This window comes from Natronomonas sp. (genome assembly GCF_047616845.1).
Taxonomy (GTDB): domain Archaea; phylum Halobacteriota; class Halobacteria; order Halobacteriales; family Haloarculaceae; genus Natronomonas.
Genome location: NZ_JBLGBY010000027.1, coordinates 1 through 22,162 on the forward strand (window position 1 = coordinate 1; position 22,162 = coordinate 22,162).

A 22,162-nucleotide genomic window follows, 5' to 3' on the forward strand; every position below is an offset into this window, starting at 1 on the left:
CCCTTCCGTTGTTGTCATATCCGATTCATCGTCGCCTTTGGCCTTCTCGAAGCCACAGGAACGGCAGATCCACGACCCGTCTTCGCCGTGCATCATCGAGCCGCACTCGTCGCAAAACTCCATACCATCAGTGGGCTAGCCGCGTATTTAAGCGGCGGGATTCAGCCCTCTCCTTCGGCCTCCCCGACCTCGCCGAGTGCCTCCTCCGGGAGATACTCGAACAGTTCGTCACGGAGGTCATCGACCGAGTGATAATTGTCGCTCCCAAGATCGGCGACGAGTTCGCCGAGGTTCTTCTCGCCGTTGGCTAATACTGCCGGACGTACGTTCGTCAAGACACGTTCGAGTAGATGGCCTCTCTGCCCCAGTATAGACCGGATGAGCAGCTCTATAGGAGAATCAGTTACGTCCGGCAGTATAACTCGACGGTCATATCGTCGAGTTCGGCTGCTGCGACCTCCCGTGAAAGGGGATAGCTCAGCGTCTCGAGCGCGGCGTTGATCCGACTGCTCTTGACACGTCGTGCCATGCTCTGTGTATCGGCGCGCAGTCGCAAAGCTCCGTCGGCGTTCCGTCTCCGGAAAGGTGATACGGATTCCGAAACACTGTCGGGTAGATGTTCGGGACGGACAGACGAGTCGTCGTCTTGGCGCTGGCGCGGATGGCCGACGCCGTCGCGAACTCGTTTCTCATCATCGTGTTGCCGCTGTACATCGCCAGCGGCGAACTCGCCATCCCGGGGTTCGAGGGGCGAATGGTACTCGGGATTCCGCTGACCATCGAACTCCTCATCGGCTTTGCGCTGTCGCTTTTCGGCTTCCTCAACAGTTTCGCACAGCCGTTCACGGGTCGGCTCTCCGACCGCACCGGTCGGCGGAAGATCTTCATCCTCTTCGGCCTCGGCGTGTTGGCGGTGACGAGCGTCGCGTACGCCCTGGTCGACACCTACGAGGCGTTGCTGGTCGTGCGGGGCCTGCAGGGGCTCGGCGGCGCCTTCGTCATCCCGACGACTATCGCGCTCGTGAACGACCTGGCTCGAAGCGACGCCGAGCGCGGCGGCAACTTCGGCGTGTTCAACACGTTCCGACTCATCGGGTTCGGCTTCGGCCCGGTCGTCGCCGGTCTCGTCGTTCAGGCCGGCCCCTACTCGCTCCCAGCTGGCATGGCGCTTTCGGGGTTCAACGCGGCATTCGGCGTCGCCGTCCTCGGCGCGTTGGTGAGCATCACGCTCGTGACAATCCTCATCGAGGAGCCACCGATGGCGGAGGCCGACGCGTCCGATGACCTCTCGATTTCGGTGCTCGACGAGGCTGATGAGCAGCTGTTCGACCCGGTGTTCGTTCTCGGTATCGGAACGCTGTTCATGGCCATCAGCATCGCGCTGTTCGCGACGCTGCAGGAACCCATCAACACCCGTCTGGGACAGGGGCCGACCTGGTTCGGCATCCAGTTCTCGGCGGTCGTCATCGCAAACGTCGTCCTGCAGGTGCCCATCGGCCGCGCGGCGGACAGAATCGGTCGCAAACCGTTTCTCGTTGGCGGACTTGTGATTCTCGCGCCGGCCGTGCTCGCACAGGGCCTCGTCCACTCACCGTGGACGATGCTCGTCGCGCGACTCGCACACGGGATTTCGGTCGCAATGGTGTTCGCGCCCGCACTGGCCGCGGCCGGCGACCTCGCAAAGGAGGGCCAATCCGGGACGACCCTGTCGGTGTTGACGATGGCGTTCGGCTTCGGAACCGCCATCGGCCCGCTTGCGTCCGGCGTCCTCTACGGCTACGGCTTCGTCGTCCCGTTCGCCTTCGGCGCGGCGCTTGCGCTGGCGGCGCTCGTGTTGGTCGTGACGCAGGTCGAGGAAACGCTCAAGGGAGCGGTGGCGCCGACACTCCCGTTCGGTTTTGGGGAGTGATGCCTATCGATCCCGGCCGAGCGATTCGTGGCCCGTCACCCAGTCGGACGCCGAAATCGCTGCGCCGAGTGAGGTCTCGCCGGCCAGAACGGTCGCAGCGGCGATTTCAGCGAGCTTGTTGACGTTTCCGGGGCCGTCGCAGTCGAGGATTTCCAGGCACTCCTGTTGGGTGGCCATCCCGGTACCGCCGCCGTACGTCGCGACGATAAGCGAGGGGATGGTCACGGGATGTGCAGCGAGTCGTCGTCGAGCAGCGTGCGTTGAGGATGGCTGCCGAGGATTCGGCGACGTTGGCCTCGTCCTGCCCGGTGGCGATCTTGCTGTGGTGAGCGAGACTCGACGGCTCCGCGCCGAGATGGTGGACGCAGGGCTTCTTATCGAGCGCCACCTCGGCGGTCACCCGCTTGCCGCCGGTCATTCCGAGCATATGTTTAAAATATTGTGTGGAAAATATACCATCACCTAACTGAAAGATAACTAACGTCCCCGCTGAATGCTCAGTAGATCGCCTCTACCCGGAACTGAGGCGTAGTATCGCACGGCGCCGTTCGCATTACCGGTTGAGGAATTCCCGCATCTCCTCGCGGCGCGTGTCGGTACCGAACAGTTCGCCCCACAGTCGCCGCTGGAAGCCGAGGTCTGCCTCCCGTTCACGCCAGGCGTACTCGAAGGCTTCCTTCGCGCCCTGCAGGGCGAACGTCGGCTGGGCTGTCAGGTCGTCGGCCAGCCCGTGGGCGTACTCGTCGATGTTGCCGTGGGCGATAATGTCGCCGACGAGATCGAGTTCGTAGGCGTCCTGGGCATCGAGTCGCTCGGCAAAGAAGACGAGCCTGCGAGCGGTTTCGTCGCCGACCAATCGGACGAGTCGTCGGATGCCGCCCCACGTCGGCACGACGGCCAGATCCAGTTCGGTGTGGCCGAGAACGGCGCGCTCGCTTGCGACTCGCATGTCACAACAGAGTGCGAGCTCCCAGCCGCCGCCGAGACAGTAGCCGTTGATGGCCGCGATGGTCGGCACCGGGAACTCGAGGAGCGTTCGCGTGACCCGCTGGGCGAGTTCGACGTAGGCGTCGGCCTCCGGCACCGACGCGTCGACCAACTCGGCGATGTCGGCGCCGACCGAGAAGGATTCCTCACCGGCGCCGGTGACGACGAGCGCACCGATATCCGCGGTTCGGGCCTCTTCGAGTGCGCTCTCGAGCGCCTCAAGCGTCGCCGAATCCAGCGCGTTGTACTGTTCCTGGCGGTCGATGGTGAGCGTGCCGACGCCGCTATCGGTGTCGAGACGAACCGAACTCATATCCTCGCCAACGGCCGGCGGCGACATAAGACTCGGTGTGTGCGCCGAGACCGCCCACTTTTGTACCCGACCGCGCGTAACTACCCCCAATGACGCTCTCGGAGGAGGCCAAATCACGCCTTGCAGACCTCGTCGCCCTGCAGCCGACGAAGAACAGCGAGATACAGGAGCGGTGGGGCATGGACAGCGGCAGCGAGGTACACCAGTATCTGGAATCGGAGCTCAAGGAATACTACTACCGCAACGAGGACAGCCTCATCTGTGCGACGCCGGAAGCCGCCACGCTCGTCGGCATCGACCCCGACGAAGAGGTGCTTCGCGTGCCGGAACTGCAAGTGCGGGTCGTCAACGTGCTGGCCGGCCCCGACGAGGAGCCCCAAAGCGTCGTCTCCGTGCTTCACGACATCGAGGAATCGGGGATGGATACGGAGCCGGACGCCGTCCGCTCGGCCCTCCGAAGCCTCGAAGACAAGGGTATCGTCGAGGTGATTCAGAAGACCGTCCCGACGTTCCGGCTCGCCGTCGCCCGAGACACGCTGGACGTCGAAGTGCTGGACGACCCGATTTCGGCGTAATCGTACCGACTCAGCGCCGCCGCTGCCGCTGCTCGTCGAGCAACCGTTTCACCGCTTTTCCCGGCCCGCCTGCTATCGGCCAGCCCTTCGAGCGCCAGGCGGGCGGTTCGGGCTCGAACTGCCCACAGCGAGCCGAACACTCCGCAGCCGTCTGCTCGCGCCCTTTCGCCGCACACCACGGGAACGGCCCTGCCGGCTCGCGGAGCTCGAAGTGTCGGCAGTCGGGCCGCATCGTGTTGGCATAGGAGCGCCACCCGCGCTCGTAGGCGCGTTCGGCGATTTCAAGCCGCTTGTCCCGCTTCCATTCGGAGGCGGCGTATTCGAAGCGGGCCGCGGAGGCGTCGTGGTCGCCGCCGTCGGGCCGTTCGAGGATGCGCGTACCGGGGGTGGCGACCGAAAGCGACCGGGGCTGCCACACCGGCTCGGCCTGCCAGCCGTCTGCCGACTCCGAAACGGCGAGGATACCGACCTCGACGGGCATCGCCTCCAGAAGCGCCGGCTCGATCGCCTCGCCGGTCGCCCGCGTCGCAAGCCACACCTCGTCGGCCAGCCCGAGCGCCACGTCGTGTTCCAGTTGCTCGGCCAGCACGCGGGCCGCCGAGGCGTCGAGGTTCGGCTTGTTCTCGATGGCGACGATGCGGTCGATCCAGTCGGGATAGCGGTAGCGCCGCCGGAGTTCGATTTTGTTGCCGTTGCGCCGCGTTTCGACGAAGCTGCGGTCGGCAGCCCGGTGGACTGCCTCACGAACGTAGCGCCACGGATACCCAGGGTCGGGGAGTGCCTCCCGGTAGTACGCCCAGGAAGCAGGTGCGTGTCGGGCGACGTGCAAGAGGTCGGAGTCGAGACGCTCCTCGCCGAAGGGGGCTCTGTGGTCGAGCGCCTCCCGGGTCGTCTCGATGATGACGGTGTCCCAGCGCCGGCTTCGCGTGCCGAGCTGTCGGGCAACGAGGGCAATGCCGTCGCTGTCGGCGGGCTGCCAGTGTCGTTCCGCCCACGCACACACGCGCAACTCGAAACCGAACTCCTTCACGAACCGTGGTGAGAGGCCGTGGGACGTAAGCGGTTCGACAGCCCCCGACCCGGGTATTTTTGCCCCAGGTGCGCAAATATTGCGCATGGCGGAGTACGAGCACTACATCGACGGCGAGTGGGTCGCAGGTGACGGCGGTTCCTTCGAAAGCGTGAACCCCGCAACGGGCGAGCCGTTGGGCACGTTCCCACAGGGTACCGAAACCGAGGTTGGGCTGGCGACGGCCGCCGCCGACGCGGCCGCCGAGGAGTGGCGCGAACTCTCGTACATCGACCGTGCGGAGTACCTCTGGGCGATCTACCACGAGCTCCGCGACCGACACGAGGAACTGGGCGAAGTCGTCACGAAAGAGTGCGGCAAGGAGATTTCGGAGGGGAAGGCCGACGTGACCGAAGCCTGGCACATGGTCGAGTGGGCCGCCGGCAACGCACGGCATCCCCACGGCGACGTCGTGCCGAGCGAAATCCCGTCGAAGGACGCCTACATGCGCCGGAAGCCTCGCGGCGTCGTCGGCTGTATCACGCCGTGGAACTTCCCCGTCGCGATTCCGTTCTGGCATATGGCCGTCTCGCTGGTGGAGGGCAACACCGTCGTCTGGAAGCCCGCCGAACAGACGCCGTGGTGCGGGCAGGTCATCGCCGAGATGTTCGACGAGACGGGCATCCCGGACGGCGTGTTCAACATGGTACAGGGGTTCGGCGATGCCGGCGCCGCCATCGTCGACAGCGACCGCGTCGATACGGTGCTTTTCACCGGCAGCGCCGAGGTCGGCCACACGGTCGCACAGCAGGTCGCCAACGACCCCGACAAGAACACCTCATGTGAGATGGGCGGGAAAAACGCCATCGTCATCACGGAGAACGCAGACCTCGACATCGCCGTTCATTCGGCGGTCATGTCGTCGTTCAAGACGACGGGCCAGCGCTGTGTCTCCTCGGAACGACTCATCGTCCACACCGACGTCTACGACGAGTTCAAAGCGCGGTTCGTCAACGTGGCCGAGAAAATCGCCGTCGGCGACCCCCTCGAGGAGGATACCTTCATGGGGCCAGTTGTGGACGAAGACCAAATCGAGAAGTTCAGCCGCTACAACGATCTCGCGCGCGAGGAGGGCGCGAACGTCCTCGTCGACCGCGAGGAGCTCGGCCCCGAGGAGATTCCGGACGGCCACGAGGAGGGGGCAGCTGCTGCCGCCGATAGTGAGCGTCGCGGGAGCTACGCGAACGGCCACTGGGTCGGGCCGTTCGTTTACGAAATCGATTACGACTCCGAGTTGCGGTGTCTGAAGGAAGAGGTGTTCGGCCCCCACGTCGCCCTCATCGAGTACGACGGCGACATCGACCACGCAATCGAGTTGCACAACGACGTCCCGTATGGGCTGGCTGGCGCCGTCGTCAGCGAGGATTACCGGCAGATAAACCGCTACCGCGACCGCGGCGAGGCCGGCCTCGCGTACGGCAATCTTCCCTGCATCGGCGCGGAAGTGCAGCTCCCGTTCGGTGGTGTCAAGAAATCCGGACAGGGCCAACCGCACGCCCGCGAGGCCATCGAAACCGTCACCGAGCGGACGGCCTGGACGCTGAACAACAGCACGGAAATCGAGATGGCACAGGGCCTCTCCGCGGACATCAAAACCGAAGAGGAGTAATCACTCCTTGGGTGTCGGGTTCGAAGACGGGAGCGGTGAGGAGTGGACGAGGTGGGTAGCCGGGCACCGGGCGGACCCGGCTTGGGTGGGTGGACGGGCTTGCGGCGGGCGTTGTGTTGTGCCGTCACGACGAGAAAAGCGTCGTTCTGGCATGTATACATACAGCGGGCTCCCTGATAAACCCTTGTTTCGCCCGCGCCCAATGTGGGATTATCGACGGTCGCCGAGGGCGGGGAATTCCTCGCGAACCGCCTCAACCTGGGCAGGGTCACAGTCGGCGTACACGATGGTCGGGTCGTCGTCCGAAGCCGCCACGGGTGTTCCCCACGGGTCGTAGACGGTCGAGCGGCCGACGAGCGTCGCCTCCTCGAAGGTGGCGGCGCCGTTGACCGCGCCGACGTACATGAGGTTCTCGACGGCACGGGCCCGCGGCAGGAGCTTCCAGTGTTCGACGCGGGGGGACGGCCACGCGCTCGGGACGAGCGTCATCGTGACCCCCTCATCGAGCAGTTGTCGGTAGAGTTCGGGGAATCGGAGGTCATAACAGGTCGTGACGCCAACGGTGTGCCCGCAAACGTCGGCGGTTCGCGTCGCCTCACCGGGCACGAGGAGTTCGGCCTCCGCGGAGTCGTAGCCGAAGAGGTGGTGCTTCCGGTAGACGAGCCGGCGCTTGCCGTCCGAGTCGAAGAGGGCGGCGGTGTTCGCGAGGCCATGCTCGGCCGGCACGTCCTCGCCTGCCGCGGCGGAGGCCGCCAGGTCTTCGACGACGGTGCCCGCGAGGACGGCCACGCCGTGTTCGATAGCTGCCTCGCGAATCCGGCGATGGGTGTCTCCGCCCAGCGGTTCGGCGTTGCGCGCGTAGGAATCGAATGCGAAGTAGCCGACATCGAATATCTCCGGCAGCGCAACGCAGTCGGCACCGGCCTCTGCGGCAGTCGCGACGGCATCGACCGCGCGGCCGAGGTTCCCCTCCACGTCGGCCGCCTCGATTTCGAGTTGGGCGAGTGCGAGTCTCATACGTCGAGGTCGTCCCGAATCGCGTTCTCGAGGTTCTTGAGTTCGTCGTCGAGTTTCCGTTTGAAGTACGTCTCGACGCCGGGGAGCCGGCCGTCGACGACGAACACGTTGATCACGCGCGTGCCGGTGTCAGTCGATTCCAGCGTGTGCTCGCCCTGGACGTTCATGGCTTTCGAGCGACCGGTGAACTTCACGTATCGCGGCTCCTCGCGTCGGATGTCCTGCGTCTCGACAGTGATGGTACGATTGATCCGCGGAATCGGGAGCTTCACGTGCCAGATGGCGGTCGTCTCCCCGGTCGTCTCGAAATCCTCGACGACGCTTATTGGGCGGGCCCGCTTTTCCGGGTCGGCGATGAACTCCCACACCTCCGCCTGCGATGCGGGCAACTCGAAGGAGCGCTCGACGCGAACAGTCATACGGAAACGTCGTGTGGGGTGGTTAAAAGGTCGGCTCTTGCGGCGGCCTCTGCAGCGGTACTCGGGAATGACACGCCACGTTATTCGGGAGTGACACGCCACGTCGTCGAGCGCGCGCGCGACCACTTCTCGATGTCGACGTCCTCGGAGTGTTCGGCGAGACGCGGCAGGCGCGCGCCGACCTGCTTTGCGGTGAGCCCGATGGCATCGGCGATGTTCTTCGCGCGGAAGTACTGGTCACCACCTGCGGCGCGCTCCCGGAGATAGCCGAGGATGCGCTCGTCCTCCTTGCTCAGTTCGCTCATACCCGACATAGGGGCGCGAGCGGCTTAAGACCCTTCCTTCAGGAATAGACGTGGTAGGCGGCGACCGACAGCGACCCGGCCACCATCGCGGCCGCGAAAGCCAGTCCGGAGGCGAGTTGGTCACCGGTGATACCGAAAACCGTCATGGCGATCGCACCGAGCACGGCAATGACGCCGAACACTAGCGGGAATCCGACACGCATGTCCGTTGAAGCGGCTGTTTCCATACCCGGCCGTACGGCACGGCGAACATAAATCCCGCCGTTCCGGCGCCGCGGCACCACGCGCCGTCGGCCGAGGCCATAGCATATATGCGGAGCGCTCCCGTCGAATGAAATACCAATGACATCCGACCGCGGGTTGCTCGGGTTCGCGAAGCTGAAAGTCGCGGCCGCAGTCGTCGGCGTTTTGGCGGCGTCGCTGGTCGGCGCCGTCGCGTTCGGCGCCATCGGCGCACCGTCGGTCGAAGGCGTCGACAACGGCTTCGGCGAGGTGACCGAGGAGACGACGGTCATCAACACGAACCTCACCATCTACAATCCGAACCCTGTCGGCGTGCAGCTCGGCGGAACGACCATCAACTACACCGTTCGGATGAACGACGTGCCGATGGCTGAGGGCGGCGGTCAGGGACTCTCGATCACGACCGGTAACTCGACCGAGGCGTTCACCACGAAGATGGACAACGGCCAGATTCCGCCGTGGTGGGCCAGCCACATCAACAACGGTGAGCAGACGACCGTCACCATCAACGCCACCGTCGAGACATCGGTGCTCGGCGAACGGCAGTTCGACCTCACCCAGGAACGGAACGTCAAGACGAACATCATCGGGGAGTTCAACTCCGATAAAACGCGGCCCGTCAACGCCGAGAACACGCCGCCGACGGCGAGCAATCCGATCCTCTACATCAACCGCACCCGCGCCGACTGGGGACAGGCAACGAACACGGAGACGCCCATCGGCATGCAGTTCCAGGTGTACAATCCGCAACTGGAGCCGTACGTCATCACCGAACTCGGTTACGAGATCACGATGAACGACCTCAACGTCGGTGAGGGCACGACCGACAATTCCTACGTCATCCCCGGCGGGGACACCAAGACGCTCCAGGCTCAGGCCATCATCCGCAACCAGAAACTCGACGAGTGGTGGGTCTCACACCTCCGCAACGACCAGGTGACGAACCTCAAAATCGAGTTTTACGCCCGCGTTGAGCTCCCGACTGGGAACACGATTCGCGTCCCGCTCGACCGACTCACCTATGAGGAGACCATCGAGACGGACATCTTCGGGAACAAGAACGCAAGCGGCGGTGGCAGTGGGCAGGCAACGCCGACACCGAGCGGAGAGGCGACACCCACGCCGACCACCACACCGACACCGACCGATGGCGGTATCATCGACACGCCGACGCCGACACCGGGCGACGATTCGACCCCGACGCCGACCGACGACCTCATCTGAGCGTACTATGGAACGTCGAACCGCCCTGAAGGGGTTGGCAGGCGCTGTGGGTATCGCTGGGGGTGTTGCTGGTATTGCCACACTCAGGGGCCCGCCGGAACCGGGGCCGGTGACCAACATTGAGTTCTCAAACGATCAGCCGACGCATCCTGGTGAAGAACCGCACACTGGGATGGGCCCACTTATCGAACAAATCGATGAGCGAACCATCCAGATCAGAGGAGTGTTGGCGGTTGGAGATACGGACAACGAAGCCGGTATCGAGGACGTACGATACGATAGCGACGCGGATACGCTGACGTTCATCGTCAGCAACCACTGGGCGGGGACAATCGGACTCGGTGACGCACTTGGGATTGACGGGTACGAGGCTCGAATCACTTTCGAGTCAATCCCGGAACGGCTTATCGCGACAGAAATCGACTGGCAAGGCGACGAATACACGACGATATTCGAACTCTGAGCAGACGGGATTCAATCCTCAACAAATCGATTCGATACGCAAGCTGGATACGGTAGCTCAGTCTCGCAGAATCCAGTCAAAGAAATCCTGTTACGAGCATCCGCGCGAGCGCAGCGAGCGCGGTTCCCGGCGACGAGCGAAGCGAGTCGCCGTAGCGAGAGCCGACTAACGCGGCGCCGGAGGCGCCGCGGCAATCTCGCGAGCGGAGCGAGCGAGATCCGTGGAAGACGAGCGAAGCGAGTCTTCCTGAGGGAGGCGCTCGCGCATATTTTCCCCAAGTTTTTGCCGCGAGGCCGTGGTCGCCCGCGGCGACCCGGCCTCGCGTGCAAAAAGTGGGTTTACGTGATACTCACGTGCTCGCTCTGTTCGTTCAGCGCGAGGTTCGTCGCGATTTCGGCGTTCCGGACGGCGTACTGGGCGGTCTGGCCGAGACTGACGAGCACTTCACGCACGCGAAGGAGGTCTTCGTTCGGCATCTCCTCGAGGTCGTCGAGAATCTCGATTTCGCGGTTGCGAACCTCGGCGAACTTCTCGCGGGTCTCGATGGCCATGTCGTAGTCGCGCTCGACGGCGGCCCGGACGCCGAGTTCGGTGATCTCGTTGACCTGGTCGGTGAACTCCCGGATGCGGCGCATGGTCGCCTGGTCGACGTTGAGCGAGTGCCCCTCCGTCTCCAAGACGATCTCGGCAATGTCCTCGGCGTTGTCGGCGGTGAGTTCGAGGTTCTTCGCGATGGAACGGTAGCCGATGAGCGGGAAGCCCGAGTCGAGGCCGACCGCGCGCGCGAGATTGGGGTTCTGGTAGGCGGTGAAGATGAGTCGCAGCAGGAGGACGAAAATCTTGTTCGCCTGTCGTTCGCGGTTGAGCGCTCGCTGGGCAAGGTCGGGATTGCCGTGGGCAAGCGCCTTGATAGCCTCGTTTCGCATCGTCGAGCCGGTCGACTCCAGCCGTTCAAGGAGGTTATCGAGCGTGAAGTCCTCGGGGTCGACCGAACACCGGATGGCGATGCGTTCGGGCGTCTCCTCGATGACGCCGAGCCCCATGAGCTGGGTTTCGGCGTTGTAGACGGCGTTGATCTGGGCGGAATCGAGGGTGCCACCCTCCTCGACCTCGACGTGGATGATACGGCGCCCGAGCACGTACTGTGCGACGATGGCGCGCTCGACGGCGTCGGCATCGAGGTTCTGGGCGTGGATGACCGCCTCGCTTTCCTCCTGCTGGACGGATTCGGGCAAGACCGTCAACGTGCCCTTGCTGCCCATCCGGAGCGATACCTCATCGCCCTTCTCGACGTCCTGCTCTTTCGCCCACTCGGCGGGCAGGGTCATCGCCAGCGTCGACGGCCCCAGCCGCTGCACCTTGCGTGTTTCCATACTGTCACTCTGGCGCCCGGCGACCTTAATATTCACTATACACGCCCCCATACGAGCGCGAGCAATAATATTGTGTCAGGATCGACTGTCAGTGACGGGGAACCTTAGTCAGATTCAGCGCGGGTCGATAGCGACGGGGCGGCCTACATGTAGGCTGCGTCCCACCGCGTCGGCTTCAGCTGGTTTCCACACTCGTCACAGACCAGCCGCCCCATCGAGTCCATCGACGTGGCGAGCGAGTCACACGCTCCACAGTAGTAGCCGTACTGGCTGTCTCGCTCCTCGTCGGTGTAGACGGTGTAGAAGGCACCGTCGGAGCCGCGGTCGGAGTCGGTTCGGTCGATGTACAGCTCTCGGTCGTCGACGACGACCGGCTGGAGTTCGACCGCGTCCGCGTCGACGTAGATGTTCTCGACGAACGCGGTGCCGTCAATCTCGACCGTTCCCTCGCCGACTTTCGTGAGCCCACGGTTCTCCCAGAAGCGGTTGCCTCCTGAGTTCATCGCGAGGACGAGCCCGCGAATCCGGTCAGCGCCGGCGTCCTCGAGCCGCTCGCGGGTCTCCTCGTAGAGTTGCTGGCCGATGCCCTCGCCGCGGTGCATCGCAGCGACGTGCAGCCAGTGGATGTCGCCGCGGTCGTCAACGAGGACGCTCTCGGAGAAGGCAACCGGCTCGCCGTCCTTCTCGGCGACGAGCAGAAGAACATCGTCGTCTTCGAGCTTCTCGGTGAAGCTATCGACGCCGTACCACTGCCGGATGGCGCCCTCGATCGTGCTCGGACTGAGCGAGTAGGACGCTTCCATCGACCGCAGCGCGATAGATCGTACTGCCGGGCCGTCGTCCGCCGTGGCTTCGCGAACTTCCATGTGCAACTGTTACACAGGGAGGTGCCATAAAACCGAACGCCAGGCGCGAATCTTGTACGAACGTGCAGTTGGACAGCGCGATGTCGGAACACCGGCGACGGTTTAGAATTAGAACGAACGCGTCGCCGTCGTATCGGTCGCCGAACGTCGGGTTGTCGACGCTCGGGATCGCGTCCTTCGGGAGGGCCTGTCTGAAGTTCCAGCCCGCCGCCGTAGACATCCATCCGGCAGTGGACGGCGGCCGCAAAGAGGACGAAAGCAACGGCGACGCTCACCGGCGTCGTCCAGACGAACGCCGCGAGCGCCGCCGGGATGGCAGCCACCGGGTACAGCGTCGGGTAGTGGAGCGTCTTCCGGTGGCCCGCGTACATATCGAGGTCGGGGAGCACACCGCCGACGAGAGCGCCCAGCAGGGCTGCAGGGGCGAGTCCGGGCGCGTACAGCGCAAGCGGGGCGGCGAGTGCAAGCCCCACGAGCGCATGCGTCGGAAGCATCATACACCCGAACGGAGGCGGTTCGTGGATATGAGACCGTCGGCAGCCGTATATACCCATGACACAGTTATACGTGGTTGGAGATACCGAGGCTAACGCTTCTGAAAGCCGATACCCAATGTTCCATTTGCTTCTTCATACATGAAAGAATCAATGATAGAACTCCAACCGAGGGTGTCGTAAGTCTAAAGAGTCGAACCGACCTTTTTTCGGGTAAGATGACCGACGCATACGACCCGTTCGCCCGGAGGTGGATACATGGGTGTTGAAATCAGGGAATCGCCAGTCTCCGAAGACGAGTTCGAGGACATGAAGGAGTTCGTCCACGACTATCTCGCCGCCAGCGTGGAGAGTGAAGAGGAAGGCGGCCGGATGCGGTGGTATCCGTGGCACTCCGCGGAGTACCGCTACAACCACATCCGCAACGTGGCAGAACTGGCGACCCGGATCGCGGAGAAGGAGGGCGCGAACATCGACGTGACGCGCGTTGCCGCTCTCTTCCACGATATCGCGAAACTGGAAGCCGAACAGGACGTCCACGCGGAGGCGGGCGCCCGCGTCGCTCGCGAGTACCTCCGCTCGCGCACCGACTACCCCGAGTCGTTCATCGAGCAGGTCTGTGACGCCGTCGAGACGCACTCGTTTCAGGGCGACCTCGACGAGGTACCTCTCGAGACGCGCTGTCTCATGGAGGCCGACCTGCTCGATAAAGTCGGCGCGAACGGAACGACCCTGATGTTGCTCCGGATGGGCTATGAGGCACGCACCCACATGGATGCGAACGAGATGGTCGGCCGCGTGCTCGAACGCGGTGAAGACGCCATCTCGCGGGTGCGGTCGGACACCGCCGAAAGCATCGCCCACCAGCGCATCAAGCGCGTCCGGTGGTTCAAACAGTGGCTCGAAAGCGAGGTCACCGGGATGGAGCCCGAAGCGATGCCCGACCTCGATGTCTAGGCCAGGAAGCCGTTCGCGGCGTCATAGAGGAAGTAGACGCCGAAAAGCGCCAGCAGGAACGCGCTGCCGATAGCGACGACCGGCGCCAGCGCCTCGCTTCGTTTCTCCGCGGCGACGAGTGCCGCCGGAAACCCCATTATCCAGACGACAATCCCGCCGAACAGTCCCGCGAGCAGCGCCGGATGACCTGTCTCGACGACGACGAGACCCGAAAGCGCGTCCGTCGCGTACGCGAGCACGTCGATACGTCCCGGCGCCAACAGCCCGACGCCGACCGTGAGCCAGAAGAGAATCTGATAGGGATTCGTCAGCGCGAGTACGAACGCCTTCGAGAAGCCGTGGCTCTCGCCCTCGGTCGTCGCCCTGAAACGCTCTTTTGCACCCATTGCGGCACCGTAGGCGAAATACAGCATCAGCACACCGCCGACGGCGACCATCACGTTCCGGACTGTCGGCGCCCGCTCGATGACGGCGACGGCACCGAATAGCGCCAATCCCAGGAAGACGAGGTCGGCCGTCATCGCCCCGAGGCCCGCTTTGAATCCGGACGGCCACCCACGGAGCACCGATTCCTCGGCGATGATGGCGTTCATCGGCCCCGGCGGCGCGGCGAGCGCGAGCCCGAAGACGACCCCCGCGAGGAACGTCGACACGAGCGTCATGCAATGCGTCGTTTCGTGGTTGACGACAAAAGCGTAGCGTGATGAGAGTTCGTGACATGGCCAGGAACCGTCCCACAGCGAGTCGTTCACTTACTTCATCAAGACGCCGGAGGGGGTCGCGAACTCCAACGTGTACTCGATCGGTCCCGCCGAAGTCGTCGCCGACGGTGAGACCGTCGAGTTCGCCAGCACCCAGGACGTCCTGCTGGTCGGAGCCACCGTCTGACCGGCGCCTAGTCTGCGTTTCCCGACCGCTACGCGCGGTCCGCACCACTTTTCGCAGTTCGGCACCGAGCGTTCCGCATGACGCACGCACTCATTATCGGCGGCACGCGCTTTATCGGCCGACACACCGTCGAGGAGTTCCTCGACGCCGGCTACGACGTGACCATCTTCAATCGCGGGAACCACGAGAACCCCTTTGCCGACCACGACCGCGTCGACCATGTGGAGGGCGACCGCACGAACGAGGCCGAACTCCGGCGGGCCGGCCTCGACCTCGATCCGGACATCGTCATCGACTGTGTCGCCTACTATCCGCGGGACGTCCACACCGCGACGGATATCTTCAGCGATGTCGACGCCTACGTCTACATTTCCTCGGGGGCGTCCTACGACGAGGAGACCATCCCGAAACGCGAGGGCGAGACGGCGCTGTGTGAGTGCTCGGCCGAGGACGCAATCGACGATTCGATGGAGACATACGGCCCGCGGAAGGCGGAGGGTGACCGGGCGGTTTTCGCCGCCGCAAACCGCGGGGTCAACGCGATGGCCGTCCGGCCGCCGGTCGTCTACGGCCCCCACGACTACACCGAGCGGTTCGACTACTGGATCGACCGCGTCGACAACCACGACCGAATCGTCGTGCCGGGCGACGGGACGAACCTCTGGCATCTCGTCTCCGGGAAAGACGTTGCGAGCGCCCTGCGGACGGTCGCCGAGAAGGGCGAGGCAGGCGAGGCGTACAACGTCGGCGACGACCACGCGCCCGTACTGGGCGAGTGGGTCGACCACATCGCGGATGCGTGCGACACCGACATCGAGACGGTGTTCGCCAGCGCGCGCGAGCTCGGTGCTGTCGACGTATCGCTCGACGACTTTCCCATCTACCGTGGCTATCCGCATCTGCTCGATACGAACAAGCTCCGGTCGCTGGGCTGGGAGTCGACGCCCCACGAGGAGGCGCTGGCCGAAACCGTCGCCGATCATCGCGATTCGGAGCGGACGGGACGGGAGAACGGCCCCGAGCGCGACACCGAGGAGCGGCTGATGGAGGTTCTGGAGACGGTCGCGTAGGCCAAACGGTTTTACCGCGCCCTCGCGCACTCCCGCTATGTTCGAGAAATCGACGTGGATCCGCCTGCCGCGGAGCGTCGTCGTCGGCCACGGCGTCCTCGACCGCACCGTCGAGGCGGTCGAGGAACTGTATCTCGACGGGCGGCCGCTCATCGTCACCAGCCCGACGCCGAAAGAGCTCGCTGCCGACCGGCTCCTCGACGCCTTCGAGGCAGCCGGTTTCGACCCCGCACTCGCCATCGTCGAGGAGGCCTCGTTCTCGGCCGTCGAGGAGGTGCTGGAGACGGCCACTGAAGCCAACGCCGGCTTCCTCATCGGGCTCGGCGGCGGCAAACCCATCGACATTGCCAAGATGGCGGCCGACGAGCGCGGCTGTGGGTTCGTCTCTGTGCCGACGGCGGCGAGTCACGACGGCATCGTCTCGGGTCGCGGGTCGGTTCCCGACGGCGACAGTCGACATTCGGTCGCCGCCGACCCGCCGCTTGCGGTCATTGCCGACACGGAGCTCATCGCGAACGCCCCCTGGCGATTGACAACTGCGGGCTGTGCCGACATCATCTCGAACTACACTGCCGTCAAGGACTGGCAGCTCGCCAATCGGCTCAAGAACGTCCAGTACAGCGAGTACGCGGGCGCGCTCTCACAGATGACTGCGGAGCTACTCGTCGAGCAATCTGACACCATCAAGCGCGGCCTCGAGGAGTCGGCCTGGGTCGTCATGAAGGCGCTCGTCTCCTCCGGCGTGGCGATGTCCATCGCTGGCTCTTCGCGGCCGGCGTCGGGGGCCGAACACCTCATCTCACATCAGCTCGACCGGCTGGCACCGGGCGCAGCACTGCACGGCCACCAGGTCGGCGTCGCCTCCATCGTCACCGAGTATCTCCACAGCGGTGAGGGCGGGGACTGGCGCCGCGTCCGGGACGCACTCGCTGGCATCGATGCGCCGACGACGGCCACGGAACTGGACATCGATGACGAGCAGTTCATCGAGGCGACGACGACGGCCCATGAAATCCGTGACCGCTACACGATTCTCGGCGACGGCATCGAGGAGGCCGCCGCCATCGAGGCGGCGACGATGACGGGCGTGCTGTAGTGGGAGGGGTTACCGTTCGTCGGCGAGCAGGCCATAGCGGATGATGTCGACGTTGTCGCCACGGAGGAAGGCGGGCCGGGCATACATCGGCGAACGGTGGCATTCGGATTTAATCCACCGGATGCGTGTCACCGCTTGGCACGCCAACAGCTGATTTCGCGGTAGCCGCCGACGAGCAAGCGGTTGATTCCGGGGCCAGCGACGAGCAGATGAAACGCTCGACAAACTCGAAGCCCGAACAGCAAAGACGCCGGCCCACGCCGAAGCGAACATGGGAACGCCACTGGAGCCACGCGAATCGCAGGTCGTCGAGGTGCTCGACCGCCTCTACGAGCAGTATCCCGACGCCGAAATTTCGCTGAACTTCTCGAATCGTCTGGAACTACTCATCGCCGTTGTCCTGTCGGCGCAGTGTACCGACGAGCGGGTCAACACGGTCACCGCCGACCTCTTCGAGAAATACGACGGCCCCGAGGAATACGCCAACGCCGACGAGGAGGAACTCGCCGAAGATATCAACTCGATTACCTACTACAACAACAAGGCGAGCTACATCAAATCGGCCTGTGAGGACATCGTCGAGAAACACGACGGCGAGGTGCCCGACACGATGTCGGAGCTGACAGACCTCGCCGGCGTCGGGCGCAAGACGGCGAATGTCGTCCTCCAGCACGGTCACGACCTCACCGAGGGCATCGTCGTGGACACACACGTCCAGCGGCTTTCACGCCGGCTGGGGCTGACCGAGGAGAAATCGCCCGAGGCCATCGAGGACGACCTCATGGACGTCGTCCCCGCGACCGACTGGAAGGAACTCACGCACCTGCTCATCAGTCACGGGCGGGCGACGTGTACGGCGCGGAACCCGGACTGCTCCGACTGCATGCTGGAGGATATCTGTCCGTCCTCGAAGCTTGACAGCGACATCGACCTCGCTGACGGCAGCGAGTGGTGAGGCTCAGGCGTATAGCGCAACGTACCGAGCGAAGCCGGTAAGGAAGGTGACTATCCAGCAGGCGGTGTAGCCGAACACGCCGATTCGGAGCCGGCGCCGCCAGAACGTCATGTTCTCGTCGCCGATCTCATCGAGGAGTACGTCCTCGTCGTACTCGGTGTAGAGGTCGTGTTCGTATTTGGCCCTGAAGATGCGGACGATGCCGGTGAAGCCGAACGCGAGGAAGGCGTAGGCCTGTAACCCGAAGAAGGCGTGGACGGCCGCGAACCCGCCGAGCTGTTCGAGCAGCCGCGGCGCCATCCAGAACAGAAGCGGGCCGGTCGTCAGCGTCAGCCCCGCAAGGATGAACTTCAGGTGATAGGTGAGGATGCCCCAGGTAATCTTTTCGTTGTCGATCATGATCCACGCGCCGTACAGAAAGCAGGGGAAGCTGGCTGCGACGGAGAGAAGCACGACGGTCGCGACTTGCGCGTCCGGGGCCATTGTCCGGTGTTAGGGCGGCGCCCGCTTGAGTGTGCCGTGTCGTCCGCGGTCGGAAAACGTAAGCCGACGACGCCCCTACTGACGGTAATGGCCGATTCCCGGCAGTCCTCGGAGACGAGCCGCGACGCGGCGGAGCCGGACGACCCCAAATCCGGTTCCGAGGCCGCCGACGAGGCATCGCTGTCGACCGAGGAACTCCGAGAGCAGGTCGAAGCGCAGTACGACTTCGACGATTTCGGGGCCAGCGAGATGGCGGAGATGACGGTCGAGGAGTGGGAGGCCGTCTTCGACGAGGACTCCTGGATTACGGGTGCGGCGCTGCTTGACCGCGTCGAGCAGGAGCTGCGTTCGAACGTCCAGCGACGCGAGGTGTTCGCCGTTATCGAACGCGCTGGCGAGGGCGAAAATGAGCGGGTCGTCGCCTACTCCGATGAGGGGTACGTCATCGTCCGCCCGGACGGCAGTATCCAGGGTACCGGAACGATTCTCCGCGATGTCGAGCCGATGGTCGCGCTGTGCTCGATGGAGTCGTACGACGTGCCCGACGTGGACGAAGATGCCGGTCTGCCCCACCCCGATGCAGTGCCGGAGGGAAGCGGCGACTTCGGAAACAAGATGCTGCAGGTCATCGCCGGCGCGACATCGCTTTCGGGCGTGGCGTTCATCCTCGTGTGGTTCGGCAGCATCGTCGGCCTCATCGACATCGGCTTCGCCGGCGCCATCGTGTTGACGCTCGGCTTCGTCTTCCTGTTCACGGGAGTGTTCCTCTTTCTGACTGTCGCGAACGCTCGGCTCTCCGATAAGATGCGTTCGGAGCAGTACCGCAACCGGTTGCGTGCGGTCGGCGCCGGCACCGACGAGCGGCCGTCGTTCATGCCCGATGATGCCTTCGAGGCGGGCGGCCGCGAACTCGAGGAAGCGATGGAGCGAATCCATCGCGAGGCGATTGATGCGGATGAGGCGGCGGCGGAGCGGCGGCTATCGGACGATTCAGGGCGGTGACAGAGGCCCTGGGCGGTGCGAACACACCTGAGTAGGAGAACGGGGCGAACAGCCCCTGAAACGGACGTAAAACGTCGGTACGCGCGCCCGCCATCGGTGGGTTTAAGCGGTCACAGTCCTCATTCCCGGGTGTATGAAAAGGCGGGACTTCATGCGTGCTGCCGGCGGTGGAACCGTCGCTGCAGCCGCAACTGCGGGCGCTGCCCAGCCGGCCGTCGCCGCCGGAGGCGGAGAGGAATCCGGCGGTGAGGGCGGCGGTGTAGAGCCGGCATTCGGCCCCTATCTGGACGATGCCAATGCCTACGACACCACGGAAGACTTGCGTGACCAAGACGAGGTGACAGTTGAAGTCGGCGCCGGCGACGGGTTCGCATTTGACCCACCGGCCATCTGGATTTCTCCAGGGACGACAGTGACGTGGGAGTGGAGCGGCGAAGGAAACCACAACGCCGTCCCAAATGAGGGCCCCGCCGGCTTCGAACACGAGGAAATCATCGGTGAGGAAGGCTACACCTACACCTACGAGTTCACCGAAGAGGACGCCGGCATCACGACCTACAAATGCACGCCCCACGAGGGGCAGGGCATGAAAGGCGGCATCGCAGTCGGCGATGATGTCGAAACGGTTTCGACGGGCGGCCCCGAGATCAAGGAACCCGCGGAGTTCGGGGTCGACATCCACGAACACTGGGTCGGCGTCACTGTCATGCTGATGCTGTCGGTGTCGATGGTGTTCACGTTCTTCACACTCAAATACGGTGAATCACCGCACACGAGTGGGGCGAACTGACCATGTCAGACAACAGCTACGGCGCGATTCACCGATACGAACCGGCTCGTGAAAGCACCGTCGCGGCGCTTGCGATCGTGCTCCTATCGGTCCTCCAGATCATCTTCGTCGGCCTGTTCACCTACGGCCTGACGGCTGGGTGGGCGGTTGGCACCTCGACGGGCACCGAGGCAGGGAACGTCCTCCTTGGACTGTTGCTCGCGGCGGTGTTCATCAACCTCGCGTTCATCCTGCTTCTGTACCGCAAGGAGTTCCTCCCGGACGTGATGGTCGTCAAGAAGCGACGGCGCAAATGGGAAGACCTCTATATCGAACAAGAGGATATGCACGGCGAAGAGATCACGGACGGTGCCGTTGAGAAGCTGAAACGCGCCATCTACCCCTACTACAAACGATAACCAATGAGCGAAGACAAATATCCGAGCGAATCCGGACGGCGTCGGTTCGTCAAGGGAGTCGTCGGCAGCGCGGCCCTCGCCGGAGTCGGCGTCGGCGGCGCATCGTCAGTGAACCTCGCAACCCAGCCGACCGGTGGTGGTGGTGGGCCGACACCGTTCGTCGGCATCACGAACACCGGTGGCCCGGCGCCGCGGGGGATGCCATACATCCCGCTCGAGCTCGACGACGAAGGCTATCTCCGTGGCGTCTGGCCCGAAGCAGAGACGGTGACCGAAGCCGGTCAGACCTACGACGTCGCCCGCACCGAACTCGGTGGGCAGACGTACTCTTCCGAGTGGTTCCAGTACTGCGGGCGCCAGCAGGCGGCGGGCGTCCAGCCGGCGGCCGACCAGGACAACTACTTCCAGTCGGTCGGTTCGCCGAGCTACAACTGGCAGGCCGAAGAGCTCAGCGAGGGCGATCGCCTGCGCCTCGACCATTTCGAGGATTACGAGACGTGGGGCAACGAGATCGGCGACGAGGGCGTCGGCAAGCCCGCCGAAACGACGTGGCGCTCTCAGGGTACCGAAGGCGTCCTCCCCGTCACGCTGATCCGCAGCAAGCGCATCGAGGAGAAGGCAAACCAAGGCGGCGAGGTCGGTGAGTGGTACTCCGCTGCGTCCGTCCAGGGCACCATCGCGTACCTGAACGTCTGTACGCACTTCTGCTGTGTCCCCGGGTATAAGGATTCGCCGGACTCACCCCAGTACAACGCCGAGAACGGTATCTACTGTCAGTGCCACCAGTCGACGTACGACCCGTTCGAGCCGTCCTTCGAGACGTTCATCGCACTTCCGAGGCCTGACTGACAATGAGTTTGGAACGCAAAGACGACCACGACCACGACGCGTGGATGGAATCGAAAGACCTCTCGCCGATCGAGGAGGTGTATCTCACCGCGCTTATCTGGATGGATCGTCGGCTCCGTATCGTCGATTACCTCGAGCTGCTGGAGGATATGTACTACAAGACGAACCTCCAGATGCCGAAGAGCCACACGGAACAGTACAACCTCGACAACAAGTTCTGGTACTGGTACCCGTTGTATGCGTTGGGGTCGTTCAGTACCATCGCCTACGTCGTAGCCGCGATAAGCGGCGCGCTGTTGGGCTTTTACTACGCTCCGTCGGCGGCGACGACGGAGGGGGCACGGACGGTCGCGTATTCGAACGTCCTGTTCATCATGGGCGATTTGAACTTCGGAACGTTCCTCCGGAGTCTCCACCGCTGGTCGGCACAGGTGATGACGGCAGCGGTGTTCCTGCACATGCTCCGTGTGTACTTCACGGGCGCGTACAAGGAGCCACGTGAGCTCAACTGGATCCTCGGCATCGTCCTCATCTCGATGACGATGGTCTTCGGATACACCGGCTACCTGCTGCCGTGGAGCCAGCTGTCGTACTGGGCCGGGCAAATCGGCGTCGAGATGGCGCTTTCGATTCCGCTCATCGGCGAGTGGGTCGCCCAGCTCATCTTCGGCGGGTTCACGCTCGGCGAGTCGACGCTGCAACGGATGTACATCCTGCACGTGTTCATCCTCCCGTTCCTCGTGACGGTGCTCATCGCGCTTCACATCGGCATCGTCTGGATGCAGGGCATCGCGGAACCGCACTAAAA

The 22,162-nt window shown here is 64.0% G+C and carries 28 protein-coding genes and 1 pseudogene; 14 read left to right on the forward strand and 15 right to left on the reverse strand.

Features of this window, described 5'->3' with window-relative positions; translation table 11 throughout:
- The 3 genes and pseudogenes from ACI8UR_RS06960 to ACI8UR_RS06970 all read right to left on the reverse strand — a co-directional run.
- Positions 1 to 123, reverse strand: a pseudogene (locus ACI8UR_RS06960) (transcription factor S); the annotation flags it as partial.
- A 38-nt stretch (positions 124 to 161) separates the two neighbouring features.
- Positions 162 to 335, reverse strand: coding sequence for a hypothetical protein (locus tag ACI8UR_RS06965; protein WP_411716433.1), 174 nt, complete (start codon positions 333 to 335; stop codon positions 162 to 164).
- 68 nt (positions 336 to 403) lie between these two features.
- Positions 404 to 529 (reverse strand): hypothetical protein, encoded by a 126-nt coding sequence (locus ACI8UR_RS06970; protein ID WP_411716434.1) that lies wholly within the window; start codon positions 527 to 529, stop codon positions 404 to 406.
- A gap of 87 nt (positions 530 to 616) precedes the next feature.
- On the opposite strand from ACI8UR_RS06970, the gene ACI8UR_RS06975 reads away from it, so the two are divergent.
- On the forward strand, positions 617 to 1,909 hold the full coding sequence (locus tag ACI8UR_RS06975) for an MFS transporter (RefSeq protein ID WP_415087708.1): 1,293 nt from the start codon (positions 617 to 619) through the stop codon (positions 1,907 to 1,909).
- Positions 1,910 to 1,912: 3 nt separating this feature from the next.
- Here the strand turns inward: ACI8UR_RS06975 and ACI8UR_RS06980 are convergent, their stop codons facing one another.
- Positions 1,913 to 2,134 (reverse strand): hypothetical protein, encoded by a 222-nt coding sequence (locus tag ACI8UR_RS06980; RefSeq protein WP_411713758.1) that lies wholly within the window; start codon positions 2,132 to 2,134, stop codon positions 1,913 to 1,915.
- A gap of 328 nt (positions 2,135 to 2,462) precedes the next feature.
- The gene (locus ACI8UR_RS06985; protein ID WP_411713759.1) at positions 2,463 to 3,209 is read right to left on the reverse strand and encodes an enoyl-CoA hydratase/isomerase family protein; all 747 of its coding nucleotides are present in this window, start codon (positions 3,207 to 3,209) and stop codon (positions 2,463 to 2,465) included.
- An 89-nt stretch (positions 3,210 to 3,298) separates the two neighbouring features.
- Here ACI8UR_RS06985 and ACI8UR_RS06990 point away from each other — a divergent pair, with 89 nt between their 5' ends.
- Positions 3,299 to 3,784, forward strand: coding sequence for a DUF5797 family protein (locus tag ACI8UR_RS06990; RefSeq protein ID WP_411713760.1), 486 nt, complete (start codon positions 3,299 to 3,301; stop codon positions 3,782 to 3,784).
- Positions 3,785 to 3,794: 10 nt separating this feature from the next.
- On the opposite strand, the gene ACI8UR_RS06995 is transcribed toward ACI8UR_RS06990, so the two are convergent.
- On the reverse strand, positions 3,795 to 4,814 hold the full coding sequence (locus ACI8UR_RS06995; protein ID WP_411713761.1) for a DUF5787 family protein: 1,020 nt from the start codon (positions 4,812 to 4,814) through the stop codon (positions 3,795 to 3,797).
- Between the two features lie 85 nt (positions 4,815 to 4,899).
- Here ACI8UR_RS06995 and ACI8UR_RS07000 point away from each other — a divergent pair, with 85 nt between their 5' ends.
- Positions 4,900 to 6,462: an aldehyde dehydrogenase family protein gene (locus ACI8UR_RS07000; RefSeq protein ID WP_411713762.1), complete on the forward strand. Its 1,563-nt coding sequence runs from the start codon at positions 4,900 to 4,902 to the stop codon at positions 6,460 to 6,462.
- A gap of 210 nt (positions 6,463 to 6,672) precedes the next feature.
- On the opposite strand, the gene ACI8UR_RS07005 is transcribed toward ACI8UR_RS07000, so the two are convergent.
- The 4 genes from ACI8UR_RS07005 to ACI8UR_RS07020 form a co-directional block, all read right to left on the reverse strand.
- Positions 6,673 to 7,479, reverse strand: a complete 807-nt coding sequence (locus tag ACI8UR_RS07005) for a nitrilase-related carbon-nitrogen hydrolase (protein ID WP_411713763.1) — start codon at positions 7,477 to 7,479, stop codon at positions 6,673 to 6,675.
- Complete coding sequence (locus ACI8UR_RS07010) at positions 7,476 to 7,898, reverse strand: CoxG family protein (protein WP_411713764.1); 423 nt, start codon at positions 7,896 to 7,898, stop codon at positions 7,476 to 7,478. The genes ACI8UR_RS07005 and ACI8UR_RS07010 overlap by 4 nt, the downstream gene beginning before the upstream one ends.
- 80 nt (positions 7,899 to 7,978) lie before the next feature.
- Positions 7,979 to 8,203, reverse strand: coding sequence for a hypothetical protein (locus tag ACI8UR_RS07015; protein WP_411713765.1), 225 nt, complete (start codon positions 8,201 to 8,203; stop codon positions 7,979 to 7,981).
- Between the two features lie 38 nt (positions 8,204 to 8,241).
- Entirely contained in the window at positions 8,242 to 8,430 is a 189-nt protein-coding gene (locus ACI8UR_RS07020) for a hypothetical protein (RefSeq protein ID WP_411713766.1), read from the reverse strand.
- Positions 8,431 to 8,545: 115 nt separating this feature from the next.
- On the opposite strand from ACI8UR_RS07020, the gene ACI8UR_RS07025 reads away from it, so the two are divergent.
- Together ACI8UR_RS07025 and ACI8UR_RS07030 are read left to right on the forward strand one after the other, a co-directional pair.
- Positions 8,546 to 9,670, forward strand: coding sequence for an LEA type 2 family protein (locus tag ACI8UR_RS07025; protein ID WP_411713767.1), 1,125 nt, complete (start codon positions 8,546 to 8,548; stop codon positions 9,668 to 9,670).
- A 172-nt stretch (positions 9,671 to 9,842) separates the two neighbouring features.
- Positions 9,843 to 10,133, forward strand: coding sequence for a hypothetical protein (locus tag ACI8UR_RS07030; RefSeq protein WP_411713768.1), 291 nt, complete (start codon positions 9,843 to 9,845; stop codon positions 10,131 to 10,133).
- Between the two features lie 338 nt (positions 10,134 to 10,471).
- Here ACI8UR_RS07030 and ACI8UR_RS07035 read toward each other — a convergent pair whose 3' ends face one another.
- The gene (locus ACI8UR_RS07035; protein ID WP_411713769.1) at positions 10,472 to 11,506 is read right to left on the reverse strand and encodes a PhoU domain-containing protein; all 1,035 of its coding nucleotides are present in this window, start codon (positions 11,504 to 11,506) and stop codon (positions 10,472 to 10,474) included.
- 143 nt (positions 11,507 to 11,649) lie between these two features.
- Complete coding sequence (locus tag ACI8UR_RS07040; RefSeq protein WP_411713770.1) at positions 11,650 to 12,372, reverse strand: GNAT family N-acetyltransferase; 723 nt, start codon at positions 12,370 to 12,372, stop codon at positions 11,650 to 11,652.
- 752 nt (positions 12,373 to 13,124) lie between these two features.
- On the opposite strand from ACI8UR_RS07040, the gene ACI8UR_RS07045 reads away from it, so the two are divergent.
- Positions 13,125 to 13,823, forward strand: a complete 699-nt coding sequence (locus ACI8UR_RS07045) for an HD domain-containing protein (RefSeq protein ID WP_411713771.1) — start codon at positions 13,125 to 13,127, stop codon at positions 13,821 to 13,823.
- Here the strand turns inward: ACI8UR_RS07045 and ACI8UR_RS07050 are convergent.
- Positions 13,820 to 14,485 carry a LysE family translocator gene (locus tag ACI8UR_RS07050; RefSeq protein ID WP_411713772.1) on the reverse strand — a complete coding sequence of 222 codons (666 nt, stop codon included), beginning with the start codon at positions 14,483 to 14,485 and terminating at the stop codon, positions 13,820 to 13,822. The genes ACI8UR_RS07045 and ACI8UR_RS07050 overlap by 4 nt on opposite strands.
- 303 nt (positions 14,486 to 14,788) lie before the next feature.
- On the opposite strand from ACI8UR_RS07050, the gene ACI8UR_RS07055 reads away from it, so the two are divergent.
- Together ACI8UR_RS07055 and ACI8UR_RS07060 are read left to right on the forward strand one after the other, a co-directional pair.
- The gene (locus ACI8UR_RS07055; protein ID WP_411713773.1) at positions 14,789 to 15,781 is read left to right on the forward strand and encodes an NAD-dependent epimerase/dehydratase family protein; all 993 of its coding nucleotides are present in this window, start codon (positions 14,789 to 14,791) and stop codon (positions 15,779 to 15,781) included.
- 37 nt (positions 15,782 to 15,818) lie between these two features.
- On the forward strand, positions 15,819 to 16,877 hold the full coding sequence (locus tag ACI8UR_RS07060; RefSeq protein ID WP_411713774.1) for an NAD(P)-dependent glycerol-1-phosphate dehydrogenase: 1,059 nt from the start codon (positions 15,819 to 15,821) through the stop codon (positions 16,875 to 16,877).
- Between the two features lie 9 nt (positions 16,878 to 16,886).
- Here ACI8UR_RS07060 and ACI8UR_RS07065 read toward each other — a convergent pair whose 3' ends face one another.
- Complete coding sequence (locus ACI8UR_RS07065; RefSeq protein ID WP_411713775.1) at positions 16,887 to 17,009, reverse strand: hypothetical protein; 123 nt, start codon at positions 17,007 to 17,009, stop codon at positions 16,887 to 16,889.
- Between the two features lie 139 nt (positions 17,010 to 17,148).
- Between ACI8UR_RS07065 and nth the strand changes: the two genes are divergently transcribed.
- A complete protein-coding gene (nth, locus tag ACI8UR_RS07070; protein ID WP_411713776.1) occupies positions 17,149 to 17,832 on the forward strand; it encodes an endonuclease III in 684 nt (227 codons plus the stop codon).
- A 3-nt stretch (positions 17,833 to 17,835) separates the two neighbouring features.
- Here the strand turns inward: nth and ACI8UR_RS07075 are convergent, their stop codons facing one another.
- Complete coding sequence (locus ACI8UR_RS07075; RefSeq protein ID WP_411713777.1) at positions 17,836 to 18,315, reverse strand: hypothetical protein; 480 nt, start codon at positions 18,313 to 18,315, stop codon at positions 17,836 to 17,838.
- 87 nt (positions 18,316 to 18,402) lie between these two features.
- On the opposite strand from ACI8UR_RS07075, the gene ACI8UR_RS07080 reads away from it, so the two are divergent.
- The 5 genes from ACI8UR_RS07080 (at position 18,403) to ACI8UR_RS07100 (ending at position 22,160) form a co-directional block, all read left to right on the forward strand.
- On the forward strand, positions 18,403 to 19,317 hold the full coding sequence (locus tag ACI8UR_RS07080; protein ID WP_411713778.1) for a hypothetical protein: 915 nt from the start codon (positions 18,403 to 18,405) through the stop codon (positions 19,315 to 19,317).
- Positions 19,318 to 19,450: 133 nt separating this feature from the next.
- A complete protein-coding gene (locus ACI8UR_RS07085) occupies positions 19,451 to 20,107 on the forward strand; it encodes a halocyanin domain-containing protein (RefSeq protein ID WP_411713779.1) in 657 nt (218 codons plus the stop codon).
- Positions 20,104 to 20,505, forward strand: a complete 402-nt coding sequence (locus tag ACI8UR_RS07090; protein ID WP_411713805.1) for a hypothetical protein — start codon at positions 20,104 to 20,106, stop codon at positions 20,503 to 20,505. Before ACI8UR_RS07085 ends, ACI8UR_RS07090 begins: the two co-directional genes overlap by 4 nt.
- A 3-nt stretch (positions 20,506 to 20,508) precedes the next feature.
- A complete protein-coding gene (locus ACI8UR_RS07095) occupies positions 20,509 to 21,354 on the forward strand; it encodes a ubiquinol-cytochrome c reductase iron-sulfur subunit (RefSeq protein WP_411713780.1) in 846 nt (281 codons plus the stop codon).
- A 2-nt stretch (positions 21,355 to 21,356) separates the two neighbouring features.
- Entirely contained in the window at positions 21,357 to 22,160 is an 804-nt protein-coding gene (locus tag ACI8UR_RS07100) for a cytochrome b (protein ID WP_411713781.1), read from the forward strand.
- Positions 22,161 to 22,162 lie beyond the last annotated feature (2 nt).

Coding starts and splice junctions, on each gene's coding strand:
- ACI8UR_RS06970 (WP_411716434.1), bottom strand. CDS start 529: ATGGCACGACGTGTCAAGAGCAGTCGGATCAACGCCGCGCTCGAGACG.
- ACI8UR_RS06975 (WP_415087708.1), top strand. CDS start 617: ATGTTCGGGACGGACAGACGAGTCGTCGTCTTGGCGCTGGCGCGGATG.
- ACI8UR_RS06985 (WP_411713759.1), bottom strand. CDS start 3,209: ATGAGTTCGGTTCGTCTCGACACCGATAGCGGCGTCGGCACGCTCACC.
- ACI8UR_RS06990 (WP_411713760.1), top strand. CDS start 3,299: ATGACGCTCTCGGAGGAGGCCAAATCACGCCTTGCAGACCTCGTCGCC.
- ACI8UR_RS07000 (WP_411713762.1), top strand. CDS start 4,900: ATGGCGGAGTACGAGCACTACATCGACGGCGAGTGGGTCGCAGGTGAC.
- ACI8UR_RS07005 (WP_411713763.1), bottom strand. CDS start 7,479: ATGAGACTCGCACTCGCCCAACTCGAAATCGAGGCGGCCGACGTGGAG.
- ACI8UR_RS07010 (WP_411713764.1), bottom strand. CDS start 7,898: ATGACTGTTCGCGTCGAGCGCTCCTTCGAGTTGCCCGCATCGCAGGCG.
- ACI8UR_RS07015 (WP_411713765.1), bottom strand. CDS start 8,203: ATGAGCGAACTGAGCAAGGAGGACGAGCGCATCCTCGGCTATCTCCGG.
- ACI8UR_RS07020 (WP_411713766.1), bottom strand. CDS start 8,430: ATGGAAACAGCCGCTTCAACGGACATGCGTGTCGGATTCCCGCTAGTG.
- ACI8UR_RS07025 (WP_411713767.1), top strand. CDS start 8,546: ATGACATCCGACCGCGGGTTGCTCGGGTTCGCGAAGCTGAAAGTCGCG.
- ACI8UR_RS07030 (WP_411713768.1), top strand. CDS start 9,843: ATGGGCCCACTTATCGAACAAATCGATGAGCGAACCATCCAGATCAGA.
- ACI8UR_RS07035 (WP_411713769.1), bottom strand. CDS start 11,506: ATGGAAACACGCAAGGTGCAGCGGCTGGGGCCGTCGACGCTGGCGATG.
- ACI8UR_RS07040 (WP_411713770.1), bottom strand. CDS start 12,372: ATGGAAGTTCGCGAAGCCACGGCGGACGACGGCCCGGCAGTACGATCT.
- ACI8UR_RS07045 (WP_411713771.1), top strand. CDS start 13,125: ATGGGTGTTGAAATCAGGGAATCGCCAGTCTCCGAAGACGAGTTCGAG.
- ACI8UR_RS07050 (WP_411713772.1), bottom strand. CDS start 14,485: ATGACGCTCGTGTCGACGTTCCTCGCGGGGGTCGTCTTCGGGCTCGCG.
- ACI8UR_RS07055 (WP_411713773.1), top strand. CDS start 14,789: ATGACGCACGCACTCATTATCGGCGGCACGCGCTTTATCGGCCGACAC.
- ACI8UR_RS07060 (WP_411713774.1), top strand. CDS start 15,819: ATGTTCGAGAAATCGACGTGGATCCGCCTGCCGCGGAGCGTCGTCGTC.
- nth (WP_411713776.1), top strand. CDS start 17,149: ATGGGAACGCCACTGGAGCCACGCGAATCGCAGGTCGTCGAGGTGCTC.
- ACI8UR_RS07075 (WP_411713777.1), bottom strand. CDS start 18,315: ATGGCCCCGGACGCGCAAGTCGCGACCGTCGTGCTTCTCTCCGTCGCA.
- ACI8UR_RS07080 (WP_411713778.1), top strand. CDS start 18,403: ATGGCCGATTCCCGGCAGTCCTCGGAGACGAGCCGCGACGCGGCGGAG.
- ACI8UR_RS07085 (WP_411713779.1), top strand. CDS start 19,451: ATGAAAAGGCGGGACTTCATGCGTGCTGCCGGCGGTGGAACCGTCGCT.
- ACI8UR_RS07095 (WP_411713780.1), top strand. CDS start 20,509: ATGAGCGAAGACAAATATCCGAGCGAATCCGGACGGCGTCGGTTCGTC.
- ACI8UR_RS07100 (WP_411713781.1), top strand. CDS start 21,357: ATGAGTTTGGAACGCAAAGACGACCACGACCACGACGCGTGGATGGAA.